Consider the following 17,825-nt stretch of genomic DNA (forward strand, 5'->3'; position numbering starts at 1 on the left):
TGTCGGACAAAAACTGTTCCATTGCTAAACAAGGAAGTGTGTTTATGTCGAAAGTTAAAACCAACGCTGTTGATTCCGCCGAACAGGCTTTCCAGCTGGCCGCCTTCAGCTCGGCGTATAACCAGATCAATAGCTTCAGCCATCAGTACGATCGTGGCGGCAACCTCACGGTCAACGGCAAACCTTCGTACTCCGTCGACCAGGCAGCTACGCAATTGCTGCGCGACGGCGCTGCCTACCAGGACAAGGACGGCAGCGGCAAGATCGAACTGACCTACACGTTCCTGACGTCGGCATCGTCCAGCACGATGAACAAACACGGGATCAGCGGGTTCAGTCAGTTCAGCGCGCAGCAACAAGCCCAGGCCAAGCTCGCCATGCAATCCTGGGCGGATGTGGCCAACGTGACCTTCACCGAGAAAGCCTCGGGTGGTGACGGCCACATGACCTTCGGTAACTACAGCGGTGGCCAGGACGGTGCCGCAGCGTTCGCCTATCTGCCAGGCACGGGCGCCGGTTATGACGGCACCTCGTGGTATCTGATCAACAGCGGCTACACGCAAAACAAGAACCCGGACCTGAACAACTACGGCCGTCAGACCCTGACTCACGAGATCGGCCACAGCCTGGGCTTGGCCCATCCTGGGGACTACAACGCCGGCAATGGCAACCCGACCTACAACGATGCGTCCTACGGGCAAGACACCCGCGGCTACAGCATCATGAGTTACTGGAGCGAGAGCAACACCAACCAGAACTTCAGCAAGGGCGGCGTCGAAGCCTACGCGTCCGGTCCGTTGATGGATGACATTGCTGCGATCCAGAAACTCTACGGTGCCAACACCACCACCCGTACCGGTGACTCCACCTACGGTTTCAACTCCAACACCGGTCGCGATTTCCTTAGCGCTTCGTCGTCGAGCGACAAAGTGGTGTTCTCGGTGTGGGATGCCGGCGGCAAGGACACCCTGGATTTCTCCGGTTTTACGCAAAACCAGAAAATCAACCTCAATGACGCCTCGTTCTCCGACGTTGGCGGCATGGTGGGTAACGTGTCCATCGCCAAAGGCGCGATCATCGAGAACGCCATAGGCGGTTCCGGCAGCGATTTGCTGATCGGTAACAGCATTGCCAACGAGCTCAAGGGCGGTGCCGGCAACGACATCCTCTTTGGCGCCGGCGGTGCCGACAAGCTGTGGGGCGGGGCGGGTTCGGACACGTTTGTGTTTGCGGCCAGTTCCGACTCCAAACCCGGTGCGATCGATCAGATCCTCGATTTCGTCAGCGGTCTGGACAAAATCGACCTGACCGGCATCACCAACGGTGCCGGCCTGCACTTCGTCAGCAGCTTCACCGGTGCGGCCGGCGATGCGGTGTTGACTTCGTCGGGCGGCAACAGCCTGTTGTCGGTGGACTTCACCGGGCATGGCGTGGCTGACTTCGCTGTCAGCACGGTTGGCCAGGCAGCGTACAGCGACATCGTGGCGTGATGTGAACGGGAAAGCGGCGCTTGATGCGTCGCTTTCTTTGCTTGCATCGGTACGCGCTGTACGCAACGCTACAGGCTGGAGCGAATTTTCTTATGGTCAATAAAGCTTTTACCTACAGGGCAGCGGCGTGGCTTTGTGCAGCGTTCCTTGTGATTTCAGGAGAAACAGGTATGGCCAGCAGCCTCAGGCTCGAACAACCTTCAGTGTTTGCCGGAAAGTGGCTGGCAACGCTGTCCACCACAGGTGATGACCCCAAAGCGCAAAAGCTGCAGGACAAGCCCTCGAATACGTGTGACGTTGAACTGCTTGCCAACCAGACTTTGGGTCAAGGGACCAATTGTCTGGGGGCATGGCTGGAGCAGGCGCCGATTGGCTGGTTTGCCGACCCCGACGGCTTATCCATGACCGGCAACGAAGGCTCAAGAATCCAGTTCTTCAGCCGACAACGTGATGGGTATTACCTGGCGACTTTGAAGTCCGGCCTTGTCGTGACGCTGGAGCGTGTAGCACCCGGCAAATGATCAAGGTTGCCAATCAAGCCGGATATAAGGATTCACCCACTGGTTATATAAAAGATTTTTGAAGACAACTGCGCCGCATTGAGCAGCGCTAGTTGTTATGAAAGTGTAAGCGGCCCCTCGCGAAACAGTGTTGACGCATGGCTCGCTTGATTAATTGAAGTCCCGTCAGCGCATGGCGAGCAATAATTCCAGGAAGAACCAATGAAGATGGCGAAGGCCCCAGCCACCGTTCCGTTAATCAAGGCACTGGGTGACTATAAGAGCATCCTGATCAGCGTCGGTTGTTTCACCGCGCTGATTAACGTGCTGATGCTGGTGCCCTCCATTTACATGCTTCAGGTCTATGACCGGGTGCTCTCGTCGCAGAACGAAACCACGCTGGCGATGCTGTCGCTGATGGTCGTCGGTTTCTTCGCCTTCATCGGTCTGCTGGAAGTGATCCGCAGTTTTATCGTGATCCGCATCGGCAGCCAGTTGGAGCGCCGCTTCAACCTGCGCGTCTATCAGGCCGCGTTCGAACGCAATCTGTTCAAGGGCGAAGGCAACGCCGGGCAATCGCTGGGTGACCTGACCCACATTCGCCAGTTCGTCACCGGGCCGGCGCTGTTTGCTTTCTTCGATGCGCCGTGGTTTCCGGTCTACCTGTTTGTGATTTACCTGTTCAACGTCTGGCTGGGCGTACTTGCTACGGCGGGGGCGCTGCTGTTGATCGCACTTGCGTGCCTGAATGAATACATGACGAAAAAGCCGCTGGGCGACGCCGCTGGTTTCTCCCAGAAGTCCAGCCAGTTGGCTACCAGCCACTTGCACAACGCCGAAACCATTCAAGCCATGGGCATGCTCGGCTCGTTGCGCAAGCGCTGGTTTCAGGTGCATTCACGCTTCCTCGGTTTGCAGAACCAGGCCAGCGACACCGGCGCGGTGATCAGCTCGCTGAGCAAGACCCTGCGTCTGTGCCTGCAATCGCTGGTGCTGGGACTCGGTGCATTGCTGGTGATCAAGGGCGATATGACCGCGGGGATGATGATCGCCGGTTCCATTCTGATGGGGCGCGTGTTGAGTCCGATCGATCAATTGATCGCCGTGTGGAAACAGTGGAGCGGGGCGAAACTGGCGTACCGCCGTCTCGATGCGCTGTTGCAGGCATTCCCGCCGAGCGACGAGGCCATGGCCCTGCCGCCGCCGAAAGGCCAGATCACGTTCGAACAGGTCAGCGCCGGGCCGCCGGGGCAGCGGACAGCGACCCTGCACATGGTCAATTTCAACCTGGGCGCCGGTGAAGTGTTGGGCGTGCTGGGCGCTTCTGGCTCCGGCAAATCGACGCTGGCGCGGGTGCTGGTGGGTGTGTGGCCGACCCTCGGCGGCACGGTGCGTCTGGACGGCGCCGACATTCACCGTTGGAACCGCGATCAACTCGGCCCCTACATCGGTTATCTGCCCCAGGACATCGAGCTGTTCAGCGGCAGCATTGCCGAGAACATCGCCCGTTTCAGCGACGCCGACCCGCAAAAGGTTGTCGCCGCCGCGCAGCAGGCCGGCGTTCACGAGATGATTCTGCGCCTGCCGCAAGGCTACGACACGCAATTGGGCGAGGACGGCAGCGGCTTGTCCGGCGGCCAGAAACAACGGGTGGCCCTGGCCCGCGCTCTGTACGGCAACCCGAGCCTGGTGGTGCTGGACGAACCCAACTCCAACCTCGACACCGTCGGTGAAGCGGCACTGGCCAGTGCCATTGCGCAACTCAAGGCGCAAGGCACCACCGTCGTACTGGTGACGCATCGCTCCTCGGTGCTGGCCCAGGCCGACAAGCTGCTGGTCCTCAATGACGGCCGTTTGCAGGCGTTCGGTCCGAGCCAGGACGTGCTCAAAGCACTCTCCGGTCAGCAGGAACAACCCCGTGAAAAAGCTGCACCAGCACCGGGCGGGCTCAGCATGAGTCGGCAGTATCAGCCCACGACAAGGAATTCGGGTGTATGAGCAGCGCCAGCATGAACACTGAAAACGAAGCGAACATGGAACACGCCTACCTCACCGAACGCCCGGAACGCGATGCGAAATTCTTCGCGCGCCTGGGCTGGATCCTGGCCATCGTCGGCGCCGGCAGCTTCTTCACCTGGGCCGCGCTGGCACCGCTCGATCAAGGCATTCCGGTGCAGGGCACCGTCGTGGTGTCGGGCAAGCGCAAAGCCGTGCAATCGATGAGCAGCGGTGTGGTCAGCCGGATTCTGGTGCGCGAAGGCGAGATCGTGAAGCAGGGCCAGCCGCTGTTTCGTCTCGACCAGACCCAGGTCGCTGCCGACGTGCAATCGCTGCAAGCGCAATACCGCATGGCCTGGGCCAGCCTCGCGCGCTGGCAGGCGGAGCGCGACAATCTCAAGCAAGTGACCTTTCCCGCCGAGTTGAGCAACGACCCGGACCCGCGCCTGGCGCTGGTGCTTGAAGGCCAGCGCCAACTGTTCAGCAGCCGTCGCGAAGCGTTCTCTCGTGAGCAAGCCGCGCTGCGCGCCAATATCGAAGGCGCCACCGCACAACTGGCGGGGATGCGCCGCGCCCGCAGTGACCTCAATGCCCAGGCCAGTTCCTTGCAGCAACAACTGAGCAACCTGCAACCGCTGGCCGACAACGGCTACATCCCGCGCAACCGCTTGATGGACTACCAGCGACAACTGTCGCAAGTGCAACAGCAACTGGCAGAGAACACCGGCGAAAGCGGGCGTGTGGAGCAGGGCATTCTCGAGTCGCGCCTGAAGTTGCAGCAGCACAGCGAGGAATACCAGAAAGAAGTCCGCACGCAACTGGCCGACGCGCAACTGAAAAGCGTCACCCTGTCCGAGCAACTGACATCCGCCGGTTTCGACCTGCAACACAGCGAGATTCTCGCCACTGCCGATGGCGTCGCGGTCAACCTCGGCGTCCACACCGAAGGCGCCGTGGTGCGTCAGGGCGAAACCCTGCTGGAAATCGTACCGCAAGGCACCACCCTGGAAGTGGAAGGGCACTTGCCGATCAACCTGATCGACAAGGTCGGCACGCATTTGCCCGTGGACATTCTGTTTACCGCCTTCAACCAAAGCAAAACGCCGCGTGTACCCGGCGAAGTCAGCCTGATTTCCGCCGACCAGATGGTCGACGAGAAAACCGGCGTGCCGTACTACGTGTTGCGCAGCAGCGTCAGCGATCAGGCCATGGAAAAACTCAACGGCCTGGTGATCAAGCCCGGCATGCCTGCGGAAATGTTCGTGCGCACCGGCGAGCGTTCACTCCTCAACTACCTGTTCAAGCCGCTGCTCGATCGAGCCGGTTCCGCGTTGACCGAGGAATAAGGATGTTCGGCTGTATGAATAAGCTTTCAATGCTGGGGGCAGCGATGATGCTGCTTGCAAGCCACTCGGCAGTCGCGGCGATGGGGCCGTTCGAGATCTACGAACAGGCGCTGCGCAATGATCCGGTGTTCCTTGGCGCGATCAAGGAGCGTGATGCCGGTCTTGAAAACCGCGCCATCGGCCGCGCCGGACTGTTGCCCAGAATCGGCTACACCTACAACAAGGGGCGCAACTCTTCGAAAGCGACGTCCCTTGATGAGCGTGCGCGCAACCGTACCGACGAGCGCAACTACAACAGTTACGGCTCGGCACTGACGGTGCAGCAACCGCTGCTCGACTATGAGGCTTACGCCGCGTATCGCAAAGGCGTGGCGCAGTCGCTGTTTGCCGATGAAGCGTTTCGTGGCAAGAGTCAGGAACTGCTGGTGCGGGTGCTCGATAACTACACCAAGGCGCTGTTCGCCCAGGACCAGATCGACATCGCCCAGGCGAAGAAAAAAGCCTACGAGCAGCAGTTCCAGCAGAACGAACACATGTTCAAGCAAGGCGAGGGCACACGTACCGATATTCTCGAAGCCGAGTCACGTTATGAACTGGCGACGGCCGAGGAAATCGAGGCGCGCAACGAACAGGACGCGGCCCTGCGTGAGTTGGGGGCGCTGGTCGGCGTGCCGGCCGTGGACATCGGCGATCTGGCACCGCTCGGTCCGCAATTCCAGACCTTCACCTTGCAGCCGGCCAATTTCGACACTTGGCACGAGCTGGCGATCAGCAACAACCCGAACCTGGCGTCGCAGCGCCAAGCGGTTGAAGTGGCTCGCTATGAGGTCGAGCGTAACCGCGCCGGGCACCTGCCGAAAATCAACGCCTACGCCTCGATGCGCGATAACGAGTCGGAGAGCGGCAACACTTATAACCAGCGCTATGAAACCAACACCATCGGCCTGGAAGTCAGCGTGCCGCTGTACGCCGGTGGCGGGGTGTCGGCCTCAACCCGTCAGGCCAGCCGCACCATGGAGCAGGCGGAATACGAACTCGACGGCAAGACCCGCGAAACCCTGATCGAATTACGCCGCCAGTTCAGCGCGTGCCTGTCCGGGGTCAGCAAATTGCGCGCCTATCAAAAGGCGTTGAAGTCGGCTGAAGCGCTGGTGGTCTCGACGAAGCAGAGCATCCTGGGCGGTGAGCGGACCAATCTCGACGCGTTGAACGCTGAGCAGCAGTTGTTCACCACTCGCCGGGATCTGGCCCAGGCGCGCTACGACTATTTAATGGCCTGGACCAAATTGCATTACTACGCCGGGACCTTGAACGAGCAGGACCTGGCGCGGGTAGATGAGGCTTTTATGGTCGCGCAACAGCCCTCTCCCTAAGCCTCTCCCGAGGAACACGCAACACCGCAAAAAGACCCGATAAAACAAAAAAAAAGAGTGATGAACATGGACGTACGCATCAAGCCGATCCCGGTCGGCACCCTGTTGCTTGTGATTTCTGCCACCTCGGCCCAGGCGCAGTATCTTGAGTCCGGCCAGCCCGGCGACCCGGCCAGTTGGCGCAGCACCGAATTCCTGCGGGACTGGGGCCTGGGCCGCATGCAGGCCGAGCAAGCGTATGCCGCCGGCATCACCGGCAAAGGCGTGAAAATCGGCGCTCTCGATTCAGGCTTCGATGCGGCCCACCCCGAGTTCGCTACGGATCGCTATCACCCGGTACTCGCCAGCGGCAGTTACGTCGACGGTACGCTGTTCAACGTTAACGGCACCCTAAACCCCAACAACGATTCCCACGGCACCCACGTGGTCGGCACCATGGGCGCTTCGCGCGATGGCAGCGGTATGCACGGCGTTGCCTACAACGCGCAGATTTTCGTTGGCAACACCAACAAGAACGACAGTTTTCTGTTCGGTCCCAATCCCGATCCGCGCTATTTCAAAGCGGTGTACGACGCCCTGGCCGACGCTGGCGTGCGAGCGATCAACAACAGCTGGGGCAGTCAGCCGCCGGATGTCAGCTACCGCACGCTGGCGGACTTGCACGCCGCCTATGCCCAGCACTGGAATAAAGGCACTTGGCTCGACGCGGCGGCCGACGTTTCGCGCCGGGGTGTGATCAACGTGTTCAGCGCCGGCAACAGCGGCTACCCGAATGCCAGCGTGCGTTCGGCACTGCCGTATTTTCAGCCGGATCTGGAAGGGCACTGGCTGGCCGTGTCGGGTCTGGACCAAAGCAATCAGCAGAAGTACAACCAGTGCGGCATCGCCAAGTACTGGTGCATCAGCACACCGGGCGCGAAGATCGACAGCACCATTCCCGGCGGTGGTTATGCGATCAAGTCCGGCACCTCGATGTCCGCGCCGCACGCGACCGGCGCGTTGGCGCTGGTGATGGAACGCTATCCGTACATGAGTAATCAGCAAGCGCTCGAAGTGCTACTGACCACCGCCACGCAGCTCGACGGGTCTCCGACCGAGGCGCCGAGCGAGCGGGTCGGTTGGGGCGTGGCCAATCTGAACCGGGCGATGCGCGGCCCGGGACAACTGCTTGGCGCCTTCGACGCCAATCTGGCCGCCGGCCAGCGCGATGTCTGGAGCAACGACATCTCCGACACCGCGCTGCTCCAGCGTCAGCGCGAAGACGCCGCTGAACACAGCGCCTGGCAGCAAACCCTGCAAGACAAGGGCTGGCAGAGCGGCGTTCCAGTCGGCGCCAGTCAGCAGGAGCAGACCGATTACGCGGTCGGCACGGCCCGCGATGCCGCAGCGGCGAATCGCGTGTATCAGGGCAGCCTGATCAAGTCCGGTGGCGGCCAACTGGTGCTTGCCGGCAACAATACCTATCGCGGCCCGACCACCGTCAATGGCGGTCTGCTGACGGTCAATGGTTCGCTGGCCTCAGCCGTTACCGTGAACGCCAACGGCACGCTTGGCGGGTCCGGGCGCATCGCAACGTTGCTGGCCAATAACGGCGCTCGCGTGGCGCCGGGCAATTCCATCGGCACCCTGAACGTGGCGGGCGATGTCACCTTCGCGCCTGGCTCGACCTACGCCGTGGAACTGTCGCCCACCGCCAGCGACCGCCTTGTGGCCGGCGGCAGTGCCAGCGTCAGCGGGGCCACGGTCAGCCTGGCGCTGGAGAACAGCCCGACACTGCTCAGCACCCGCGAGGTGCAAAGTTTGCTCGGCACGCAGTACCACATTTTGCAGGCGGCCGATGGCATTCAGGGCCGCTTCGCTGCGGTGCTGCCGAACTACCTGTTTATCGGCGGCCGTCTCGACTACGCCGCCACCGCTATTCAACTGAATATCGAACGCAATTCGAACAGTTTCGCCAGTGTCGGTCTGACGCCGAATCAGCGCTCGGTTGCGGCCGCCGCCGAGGGCTTGGGCGCTGGCAATCCAGTCTATGAAAGCCTGCTGCGTTCGCCGACAGTGGCCACTGCGCAACAGGCTTTCCAGCAATTGAGCGGCGAAATCTATCCCGCCCTCGGATCGATGTTGATCAATGACAGTCGTCAGGTGCGCGACGCCGTTGGCGAGCGTCTGCAGCAGCCTGCGGTGGCGCAGAACAATGGCTGGATCAAAGCCCTTGGCGCTTGGGGGCGCACCGATTCGGGCAACGACACGGCGGGCTATAACACCTCGATTGGCGGCTTGCTGGCCGGTGTCGACGGCGCGCTCGACGAGCAGACCCGCGTCGGTCTGGTCACCGGTTACAGCGACAGTTCGCTAAGCATGGGTTCAGGCACGCATTCCTCGGCGAAGGTCGACAGCTATCACCTCGGCGCGTACGCCGGTCATGCCATCGGCGCCTGGCGCTTGAGCACTGGCGCGGCGTACAGCTGGCATCGCGGCGATGTGAAACGTGAACTGCAATACGGCGATGTCAGTGCCAGGCAGAAAGCCAAAGTCGATGCGGCAACCACTCAGGTCTTCGGTGAAGCGGCGTATCGATTCAACGTGCTGGAGCCGTTCGCCAACCTCAGCTATGTGCATCTGGACACTGAAGGCTTTCGGGAGAAGGGCGATGGTGCCGCGCTGAAAAGTTCTGGCGATCAGCGTGACGCGGTGCTCAGCACCCTCGGCGTGCGAGCGGTCAAGACGATCAGCCTGACGAACCGCCAGTCGCTGGATGTCAGCGGTCACGTCGGCTGGCAGCACAGCCTGACGGACATCGAATCGCAGCAGCACCTGCGCTTTGCCAGCGGCGGCGCGCCGTATGCAGTCGAAAGCTCGGCACTGGTGCGCGATGCCGCACTGGTCGGCGTGCAGGCCAGTCTGGCGTTGAGCAAAGACGTGCGGGTCAACCTCGATTACAACGGCCAGTTGGCGAGCCGCGAGAAGCTGCACGGCGTTGGTTTGAGCCTGAACTGGCAGTTCTGATCGCTTGTGGCGAGGGGATTTATCCCCGTTGGGCTGCGAAGCGGCCCCCAGCAATCTTTCCTGCCAACCGTACACACAGGTTTTGCGACTGCTGCGCAGTCGAGCGGGGATGAATCCCCTCGCCACAGGTGCGGTGTGTCATTGGCTACAGCGGACAAAGGTGCCTCTCGCCACAGCTATTGAAGCAAACGGATTTTTCGCAACAACACTAAGGAAGGTCGCTGGATGAAAAACAACAATACCCCCGCGCAAACGGGCGGCTGCTTTGCCCTGAAAACCCTGACGCTGGCGATGCTGTGTGCCAGCGCCATGGCGCAAGCCGCACCGTATGTCGAAAATGGCCGCCCGGGTGATCCGTCGAGTTGGCGCAGCAGCGAGTTTCAGGCCGACTGGGGCCTGGGAGCGATTGGCGCCGATCATGCCTACGCCGCCGGCTACACCGGCAAGGGTGTGAAACTGGGGATCTTCGATCAGCCGGTATACGCCGCGCACCCGGAATTCTCCGGCGCCAATAAAGTCGTCACTCTGGTCACAAGCGGCATCCGCGAATACACCGACCCGTACATCCCGGTGAAGGCCGGCGATGCGTTCCTTTATGACGGTTCGCCTTCGGTCGGCTCCAACGGCAAGCTTGGGGCACACGGCACTCACGTCGGCGGTATCGCCGCGGGCAGTCGTGACGGTGGGGTGATGCACGGCGTCGCGTTCGGTGCGCAGATCATCAGTGCCGATAACGGCGACCCAGGCCCGGAAGACGGCATCGTCCGCGGCAACGACGGCGCGGTGTACAAGGCCGGTTGGGACGCGCTGATCGCCAGCGGTGCGCGGATCATCAACAACAGTTGGGGCATCGGCATCACTGATCGCTTCGACCTCGGCGGCCGTGATCCGGCGTACCCACACTTCACCGTCAACGATGCGCAGGTGCAGTTCAACGAGATCCGCACGCTGCTCGGCACCAAACCCGGTGGCGCCTATGACGGCGCGATAGCTGCTGCGCGCAGCGGCATCGTGACCATCTTCGCTGCCGGCAACGACTACAACCTCAACAACCCGGATGCCATCGCCGGCCTCGGTTACTTCGTGCCGGACATCGCGCCGAACTGGATCACCGTGGCCGCGCTGCAAAAGAATCCGGATCTGGCCAGCGCCAATCCGTACATCATGAGTACGTTCTCCTCGCGTTGCGGCTATACGGCGAGTTTCTGCGTCTCGGCACCGGGCACGAAAATCTACAGCGCGATCATCGAAGGCACCAACGCCGACAACCTGACCACCAGCTACGCCAACTACAACGGCACCTCTATGGCCGCGCCGCATGTGGCCGGTTCCATGGCAGTGCTGATGGAGCGTTTCCCGTACATGACTGGCGATCAGGTCGCCACGGTCTTGCGGACCACCGCTACCGACCTCGGCGCACCGGGCATCGACGCCTTGTACGGCTGGGGCATGATCAACCTGCGCAAGGGCATCGACGGCCCGTCGATGTTCGTCACCGAGCAGGACATTCCCGAGGAGTTCCGGATTCAGGGCGCTTACGGCTCCGGCCAGTTTGTCGCCGATCTGCCGGGTATCGGCGCGATCATCGATCAAGGCAAACCGACGGAACGCGTGTGCACCGACATCACTTGCGGCCTCGACACCTGGCGCAACGACATTGCCGGCCACGGCGGCCTGACCAAGCAAGGCATCGGCACGCTGGTGCTGACCGGCAACAACAGCTACAGCGGCCCGACCCTGATCAATCAGGGCCGCCTGGCCGTCAACGGTTCGCTGCAATCGGCGGTCACGGTCAATGACGGCGGCATCCTCGGTGGCAACGGTCGCATCGGCGCGCTGGCAGTGAACCGCGGCGGTACGGTGGCGCCGGGTAACTCGATCGGCACTCTGAACGTGGCTGGCGACGTCACCTTCGCGCCGGGTTCGACCTACGCCGTGGAGTTGTCGCCAACCAGCAGCGACCAGATCAATGCAACCGGCAAAGCGCTGATCGAGGGCGCCACGGTGAGCATGGCGCTGGAAAACAGTCCGACCTTGCTCAGCACCGGCGAAGTGCAAAGCCTGCTCGGCACGCGCTACAACATCCTGCAAGCGGCCGGCGGCATTGAAGGGCGCTTCGGCCAGGTGTTGCCGGATTACGCATTCCTCGGTGGCACGCTGGACTATTCGGCCGACGGCATCCAGCTGGCGGTGGGGCGCAACGCCGCCTCGTTCGCCAGCGTCGGCCTGACGCCGAATCAGCGTGCGGTCGGTGCCGCTGCCGAGCGCCTGGGTGCGGGCAACGCGTTGTTCGAAAGCCTTTTGCTGTCGCCCAACGCGGCGTCCGCGCAACAAGCCTTTCAACAGTTGTCCGGCGAGATCCACCCGGCCATCGGCACGCTGCTGATCAACGACAGCCGCTACCTGCGCGAGGCCGTCGGTGAGCGCCTGCGTGAGCGCGATCTGTTCAATGCCGACGCGCCCACCGACTCGGGCAGCAATGCCTGGGTCAAGGTGCTGGGTTCCTGGGGAGAGAGCGACGGCGGGCATAAGAACGCCGACTCCAACAGCTCCATCGGCGGCCTGCTGGCCGGTGTCGACGGCTTGATTGCTGAAGATACGCGGCTGGGTTTCGTCACCGGTTACAGCGACAGCTCATTGAGCATGGGCAGCGGCACGCATTCTTCGGCGTCGGTCGACAGTTACCACTTGGGCGCGTACCTGGGCCATGAAATCGATGCCCTGCGCCTGACCGTCGGCGGCGCCTATAGCTGGCACCGCATCGACGTGAAGCGTGACCTGCAGATCGGCGCTACCGGCAGCAAACAGAAAACCAAGCGTGACGCGACCACGGCGCAGTTGTTCACCGAAGCCGCTTACGATCTGGGCTTGCAACCGATGAACCTCGAACCGTTCGCCAACCTGTCCTACGTTCACCTCAACACCGACAGCTTCACCGAAAAGGGTGATGCCGCGGCGCTGAAGGGCGGTGAAGACAATCGCGATGTGGTGCTCTCGACCCTGGGTGTACGGGCCAAACGCAGCTTCGCCCTGTCGGATCAACATCAGCTGGAACTGGGCGCCAGTCTCGGCTGGCAGCACAACCTGAGCGACGTCGATGCCGACAGTCATTTGGCCTTCGCCAACGGCAACAGCGCATTCACCGTGCAAAGCGTGTCGATGGACCGCGATGCCGCGGTGGTTGGCGTGCGTGCCGGTCTGGCGTTGAACCGCGATGTGCGGGTCAACCTGGATTACAACGGGCTGATCGGTTCGAATGAGAAGGACCACGGCGTGGGTCTGACCCTCGACTGGCAGTTCTGACGCGTGACCGGCAGCTCTTGCCGAGCTGCCGGTTTTGAAGAAAAGGGAGCGCAGCACATGGGATTGTTCGATTACAAAAACGCCGATGGCAAAGGGTTGTACAGCGATGCCATCGCGCTGACGTTGTATGCCTACGCGCCAACGGGTAAGCCTTTGCCGTCGACCGCGTGGGCGCCGGTCACCGCGACGGCGCTGGGCTATCAGGGCAAGGTCGGGGCGCAGGGCACGTTCTTTGGTGAGCAGGAAGGCTTCACCAGCGCCGAGGCCGAAGTGCTCGGCAAATACGACGCCGCTGGCAAACTGATCGGCCTCGGCATTGCCTTTCGCGGCACCGGCGGGCTGGGTTACAGCGACACTTTCGGCGACCTGAAAAACAATCTGCTGGCAGCGGTAGGGCCGTCGGATTACGCGAGCAACTACGCGAAAAACGCTTTCGACAACCTGCTCAAGGCTGTCGCCGCCTTCGCGGTTGCCAACGGCATTGCCGCCACGGACGTGCTGATCAGTGGCCACAGCCTCGGCGGGCTCGGGGTCAACAGCGTCGCCGAGTTGAGCGCGGACAATTGGGGCGGTTTCTTCAGGGACGCCCATTACATCGCGTTCGCCTCGCCGACCCAGAGCAGCACGGGCAGCAATGTATTGAACATCGGTTTCGAGAACGATCCGGTGTTTCGCGTACTCGACGGCACTACGTTCAGCACCGCGTCGCTGGGCAAGCACGACAAGCCGCACGACTCGACCACCGACAACCTCGTCAACTTCACCGACAACTATGCTTCCACCGCGCAGAACCTGGTGCCGTTCAGCATCGCCAATCCGCTGAACTGGTCAGCGCACAGTTCGCTGGGCTATGCCGACGGTTTGAACAGGGTGATCGATTCGAAGTTCTACGACCTCACCAGCAAGGACTCGACGATCATCGTCTCCAATCTGGAAGAGGCGTCCCGAGGCAAAACCTGGGTCGAGGATCTGGGTCGCAGCGGCGAGCCGCACACCGGCAGCACCTTCATTATCGGCACCGACAGCAATGACTGGCTCAAGGGCGGGGCGGGTAATGATTTCCTGGAGGGGCGTGCCGGCGATGACCGGTTCCGTGATGATGGCGGCTTCAACATCCTCCTCGGCGGCCAGGGCCACAACACTTTCGAGCTGCAAAAACCGCTGCAGAATTTCAGCTTCGCCAACGACGGTGACGGTACGCTGTACGTGCGCGACGCCTACGGTGGCATCAGCCTGACCCGCGACATCGGCGCACTGGTCAGCAAGGAATCGGGTTCATGGTGGGGCAGCAAAGAGATCATCTGGGGCATCTCCGGCAAAGGTTTGAGCAACGGCAGCGAACTCACCCCCTACAGCCACTCACTCAATGGCGATGGCTACGGCAATGCCTTGCACGCGAGCGGCGACGGTGACTGGCTGTTCGGCCTCGGTGGCGATGACCAACTGATCAGCGACAAGGGCCAGGTGACGTTCGTTGGCGGCGCCGGTAACGACGTGATGACGGCAACGGGCGGCAACAACACCTTTCTGTTCAGCGGCGCGTTCGGCTTTGATGCCATCAACGGCTATCAGGGCAGCGACAAACTGGTGTTCATGGGCGTCGAAGGCGCGGGGCAGGGCTACGACTACAAACAGCACGCGGCGCAGTCCGGCGGCGATACCGTGCTGAAAATTGGCGATTATGCCGTGACCCTGATCGGGGTTGGAGTGGCTAATCTGTCGGACTCGGCGTTTGTGTTCGCCTGATAACCCATGTAGGAGTGAGCCTGCTCGCGATAGCGGTGTTCCCGCTGCGGATATTTCAACTGACAGACCGCTATCGCGAGCAGGCTCACTCCTACAAGGGGTGATGTGCAAGAAGTTGTGAAATGCTCCGGGGCGTCCCCGTGGGGCGCTCTGGCTGTGAGCTATCTCTGACAATTCCAACAACAAGAGAGGCAATGGCAATGGGTGTGTATGACTACAAAAACTTCGGTACAGCCGAGTCACAGGCATTGTTCAGCGATGCCATGGCGATCACGCTGTATTCCTACCACAACCTCGATAACGGCTTTGCCGCCGGTTATCAGGACAACGGCTTCGGCCTCGGCCTGCCGGCGACGCTAGTCACCGCGCTGATTGGCGGCACGGATTCGCAGGGTGTTATTCCCGGTATCCCGTGGAATCCCGACTCGGAAAAACTTGCCCTGGAGGCGGTGAAACAGGCCGGTTGGACACCGATCACCGCGGCGCAACTGGGTTACGACGGCAAGACCGACGCCCGCGGAACCTTTTTCGGCGAGAAGCCCGGCTACACCAGCGCGCAAGTGGAAATCCTCGGCAAGTACGACGCGCAGGGGCATCTGACGGAGCTGGGCATTGCGTTTCGTGGCACCAGCGGCCCGCGTGAAATCCTCATTGGCGACTCGATTGGTGACGTGATCAACGACCTGCTCGCCGCGTTCGGCCCGGCGGATTATGCGAAGAATTATGTCGGCGAAGCCTTCGGCAATCTGCTCAGCGACGTCGTTGCGTTCGCCCAGGCCAACGGCCTGACCGGCAAGGACGTGCTGGTCAGCGGGCACAGCCTGGGTGGACTGGCGGTCAACAGCATGGCCGATCTGAGCAGCGACAAGTGGGGTGGATTTTTTGCCGAGTCCAATTACATCGCCTACGCCTCACCCACCCAGAGCAGCACCGACAAGGTGCTTAACATCGGCTACGAAAACGACCCGGTGTTCCGCGCCCTCGACGGCTCGACGTTCACCGGCGCTTCGGTCGGCGTGCACGATGCGCCGCACACCTCGACCGCCGACAACATCGTCAGCTTCAACGATCACTACGCTTCGAATGCCTGGAATGTGCTGCCGTACTCGATCCTCAATATCCCGACGTGGATTTCACACCTGCCGACCGGCTACGGCGACGGCATGACCCGCGTGCTGGAGTCGGCGTTCTATGACCTGACCAGCCGCGACTCGACGATCATCGTCGCCAACCTGTCCGACCCGGCGCGGGCCAACACCTGGGTGCAAGACCTCAATCGCAACGCCGAAACCCACAAAGGCAGCACCTTTATCATCGGCAGCGACGCCAACGATCTGATTCAGGGCGGTAGCGGCAGCGACTATCTGGAGGGTCGCGCCGGCAACGACAGCTTCCGTGACGGCGGTGGTTACAACGTCATCCTCGGCGGGCAGGGCAGCAACACGCTGGATTTGCAGCAGACGGTGAAGAACTTCGACTTTGCCAACGACGGCGCCGGCACCCTGTATATCCGCGATGCCAACGGCGGGATCAGCATCACCCGTGACATCGGCAGCATCGTCACCCAGGAACCCGGTTTTCTCTGGGGCGTGTTCAAGGACGATGTGGTGCACAGTGTCACGGCCAGCGGTTTGAAATCCGGCACCAGCCTCACCGCCTACGAGTCGAGCAGCAAAGGCAGCGCTGGCGCCGATACCCTCAAGGCCCATGCCGGCGGTGACTGGTTATTCGGTCTTGCTGGCAACGATCATTTGATCGGCGGCGCAGGCAATGACGTGTTTGTCGGCGGCGCCGGGAACGATCTGCTGGAATCGGGGGGCGGCGCGGATACCTTCCTGTTCAATGGTGCGTTCGGCCAGGACCGGGTGGTTGGCTATACGGCCAACGACAAACTGGTATTTCTGGGCGTGCAGGGTGTGTTGCCGGGAGATGATTTTCGCGCACACGCCTCCAGCGCAGGGCAGGATACGCTGCTGACGTTCGGGGCGGATTCGGTGACGTTGGTGGGGGTGTCGCTGGGGAGTTTGAGTGCTGACGGGATTGTTATCGCCTGATGGTCATGTGGTGCCTGTAAGTCCCCCTTCGCGAGCAGGCTCGCTCCCACACTGGATCTGAGTCGTACGCAAATCCTGTGGGAGCGAGCCTGCTCGCGAAGGACGATAACTCGGTTTACAAAGTGACTCGATAGCCACTCCCTGACTCAAAACCCTGCAAACCAGGAAAAGCGGCCTAAAGCCAGCACGTGTACACACGTTCTACAGCTAGCCGCCCATTAGCACAGGAGATTCAAACGTGAAAGGTTTCAAGGGGTCTGTGGGTTTCGTTGCATGGGTGCTGTGTTCGGCCAGTGTCTGGGCCGATCTGCCTCAAAGCTCGATCCTCAGCCGCTACGGCATCACCACTGATCAACTGCCGGCGCCGGCGGCAACCGAACCGGTGGAACCGGTCGAAGAGAAGAGCCGTTTTCAGATTCAGCCGGAACAGCCGTTCATGACGATTCGCCTGGGCGACGGCAAGGTGCCGCAAACCACTGGCAATCTGAGCATCGACCGCATGGTGCAGCAGGATCTGGAGCGTTGCCAACGTTTGCAGGGGGAACTGGTGAAGCGGGGCGGGAGTTACCTGCGTTGCGACGGCAGCATTCCCGGAATGCCGACTTTCGAATGACGAAACGATCACTGTAGGAGCTGCCGAAGGTTCGGCAGCTCCTACGGGGAAGACCGCGATGTGTCAGTCTTCTTTGCGAACGGTCGCGACTTCGTCTGCGCGAACCTTGACCTGGGCGCCGGAAATGTCCTCGAACTCGTAGAAACCATCCTCAGTCTTGGTCTTCGGCATGTCCTCGGTCAGGTATTGGGTGCCGTTCTGCAACGTGACCACTGTCTGCGTCGAGCAACCGCCCAGGGCCAGCAGCGCCGTTACTGCTAAGGGGATGCCCAGTGCCTTGATTTTCATACCCACCTCTGATTCCTCATCACGTAATGCCGAGCATTGTCGGCCTCTAACGCGGTTGGTGCCACTACGCCGGGAAAAGTTCGATGGCTCAGTTAAAAAATGCCGCTG

Annotated in this window: 11 protein-coding genes; 10 read left to right on the forward strand and 1 reads right to left on the reverse strand. The window is 61.4% G+C overall.

Annotated features, from left to right (window positions below):
* Nucleotides 1-44: 44 nt before the first annotated feature.
* From HU755_RS00935 to HU755_RS00980, 10 genes are all read left to right on the forward strand, one after another.
* Entirely contained in the window at nt 45-1,490 is a 1,446-nt protein-coding gene (locus HU755_RS00935; protein ID WP_186548361.1) for a serralysin family metalloprotease, read from the forward strand.
* Between the two features lie 92 nt (nt 1,491-1,582).
* A complete protein-coding gene (locus tag HU755_RS00940) occupies nt 1,583-2,011 on the forward strand; it encodes an AprI/Inh family metalloprotease inhibitor (RefSeq protein WP_186630624.1) in 429 nt (142 codons plus the stop codon).
* A 201-nt stretch (nt 2,012-2,212) separates the two neighbouring features.
* Entirely contained in the window at nt 2,213-3,988 is a 1,776-nt protein-coding gene (locus HU755_RS00945; RefSeq protein ID WP_186630260.1) for a type I secretion system permease/ATPase, read from the forward strand.
* Nucleotides 3,985-5,334, forward strand: a complete 1,350-nt coding sequence (locus HU755_RS00950) for an HlyD family type I secretion periplasmic adaptor subunit (protein ID WP_186618972.1) — start codon at nt 3,985-3,987, stop codon at nt 5,332-5,334. The genes HU755_RS00945 and HU755_RS00950 overlap by 4 nt, the downstream gene beginning before the upstream one ends.
* Nucleotides 5,335-5,336: 2 nt before the next feature.
* On the forward strand, nt 5,337-6,707 hold the full coding sequence (locus tag HU755_RS00955) for a TolC family outer membrane protein (protein ID WP_186618971.1): 1,371 nt from the start codon (nt 5,337-5,339) through the stop codon (nt 6,705-6,707).
* A 66-nt stretch (nt 6,708-6,773) separates the two neighbouring features.
* On the forward strand, nt 6,774-9,713 hold the full coding sequence (locus HU755_RS00960; RefSeq protein WP_186630261.1) for an autotransporter serine protease: 2,940 nt from the start codon (nt 6,774-6,776) through the stop codon (nt 9,711-9,713).
* 225 nt (nt 9,714-9,938) lie between these two features.
* A complete protein-coding gene (locus tag HU755_RS00965) occupies nt 9,939-13,016 on the forward strand; it encodes an autotransporter serine protease (RefSeq protein ID WP_186630262.1) in 3,078 nt (1,025 codons plus the stop codon).
* A 57-nt stretch (nt 13,017-13,073) separates the two neighbouring features.
* Complete coding sequence (locus HU755_RS00970; protein WP_186630263.1) at nt 13,074-14,762, forward strand: polyurethanase; 1,689 nt, start codon at nt 13,074-13,076, stop codon at nt 14,760-14,762.
* Between the two features lie 200 nt (nt 14,763-14,962).
* On the forward strand, nt 14,963-16,816 hold the full coding sequence (locus tag HU755_RS00975) for a polyurethanase (protein ID WP_186630625.1): 1,854 nt from the start codon (nt 14,963-14,965) through the stop codon (nt 16,814-16,816).
* A 238-nt stretch (nt 16,817-17,054) separates the two neighbouring features.
* Nucleotides 17,055-17,429: a hypothetical protein gene (locus HU755_RS00980; RefSeq protein ID WP_186618967.1), complete on the forward strand. Its 375-nt coding sequence runs from the start codon at nt 17,055-17,057 to the stop codon at nt 17,427-17,429.
* Nucleotides 17,430-17,492: 63 nt separating this feature from the next.
* Here the strand turns inward: HU755_RS00980 and HU755_RS00985 are convergent, their stop codons facing one another.
* Nucleotides 17,493-17,717, reverse strand: a complete 225-nt coding sequence (locus HU755_RS00985) for a YgdI/YgdR family lipoprotein (protein ID WP_186630264.1) — start codon at nt 17,715-17,717, stop codon at nt 17,493-17,495.
* Nucleotides 17,718-17,825 lie beyond the last annotated feature (108 nt).

The sequence above is a fragment of the Pseudomonas sp. SWRI111 genome, assembly GCF_014268555.1.
Taxonomy (GTDB): domain Bacteria; phylum Pseudomonadota; class Gammaproteobacteria; order Pseudomonadales; family Pseudomonadaceae; genus Aquipseudomonas; species Aquipseudomonas hamedanensis.

What these genes read in the sequence shown, in the direction of transcription:
- HU755_RS00935 (WP_186548361.1), top strand. Translation starts at nt 45, where the DNA reads ATGTCGAAAGTTAAAACCAACGCTGTTGATTCCGCCGAACAGGCTTTC.
- HU755_RS00940 (WP_186630624.1), top strand. Translation starts at nt 1,583, where the DNA reads ATGGTCAATAAAGCTTTTACCTACAGGGCAGCGGCGTGGCTTTGTGCA.
- HU755_RS00945 (WP_186630260.1), top strand. Translation starts at nt 2,213, where the DNA reads ATGAAGATGGCGAAGGCCCCAGCCACCGTTCCGTTAATCAAGGCACTG.
- HU755_RS00950 (WP_186618972.1), top strand. Translation starts at nt 3,985, where the DNA reads ATGAGCAGCGCCAGCATGAACACTGAAAACGAAGCGAACATGGAACAC.
- HU755_RS00955 (WP_186618971.1), top strand. Translation starts at nt 5,337, where the DNA reads ATGTTCGGCTGTATGAATAAGCTTTCAATGCTGGGGGCAGCGATGATG.
- HU755_RS00960 (WP_186630261.1), top strand. Translation starts at nt 6,774, where the DNA reads ATGGACGTACGCATCAAGCCGATCCCGGTCGGCACCCTGTTGCTTGTG.
- HU755_RS00965 (WP_186630262.1), top strand. Translation starts at nt 9,939, where the DNA reads ATGAAAAACAACAATACCCCCGCGCAAACGGGCGGCTGCTTTGCCCTG.
- HU755_RS00970 (WP_186630263.1), top strand. Translation starts at nt 13,074, where the DNA reads ATGGGATTGTTCGATTACAAAAACGCCGATGGCAAAGGGTTGTACAGC.
- HU755_RS00975 (WP_186630625.1), top strand. Translation starts at nt 14,963, where the DNA reads ATGGGTGTGTATGACTACAAAAACTTCGGTACAGCCGAGTCACAGGCA.
- HU755_RS00985 (WP_186630264.1), bottom strand. Translation starts at nt 17,717, where the DNA reads ATGAAAATCAAGGCACTGGGCATCCCCTTAGCAGTAACGGCGCTGCTG.